The organism is Halococcus sp. IIIV-5B (assembly GCF_003602035.1).
Lineage (GTDB): Archaea > Halobacteriota > Halobacteria > Halobacteriales > Halococcaceae > Halococcus > Halococcus salsus.
Genome location: NZ_QZWE01000080.1, coordinates 1 through 406, shown reverse-complemented (window position 1 = coordinate 406; position 406 = coordinate 1). Strand labels below are relative to the sequence as shown.

The window sequence follows — 406 nt, the reverse complement described above, 5'->3', positions numbered from 1 at the left end:
CTTAGAAATTACTCTCCTTAATGGCACGCTTCCTCCGATGCCATTTTTCCAGTAGATCCGTTTCCTGTTGCTTCGTTAAACCTGCATGCTCAATACTCTCATGTCGATTTCGATCCCATTGATAAGTAGCTGCGATGGTCTCTTTTAACGGTCGAAACGTCAGTCCACTTTCAATGGCTTTTCCCGCATCTTGACTGAAGTTTTTCTCAGTCGGGATCCAAACCGGTAAGTCTTTCCATGGACGGATGCCTTCTTCCTCCAAAAATTCGGAAGATACCCATGTGAAGGTCACATCTTCATTGAGAGTCGAGGCACATGTTTGCAGGAACTCCTCCATCGTAAGGTTTCCTCCAGGGCCATTGGCATTGAAAATTCCTGAGACGTCATTGGCTGCCATATGTACCAC

The 406-nt window shown here is 46.1% G+C and carries 1 protein-coding gene; it reads right to left on the bottom strand.

Going from position 1 to position 406, the window contains the following annotated elements; translation table 11 throughout:
- Position 1 precedes the first annotated feature (1 nt).
- Positions 2–406, bottom strand: a 405-nt coding sequence (locus D3261_RS19465; RefSeq protein ID WP_233554052.1) for a hypothetical protein, incomplete at its 5' end; no start/stop codon positions are given.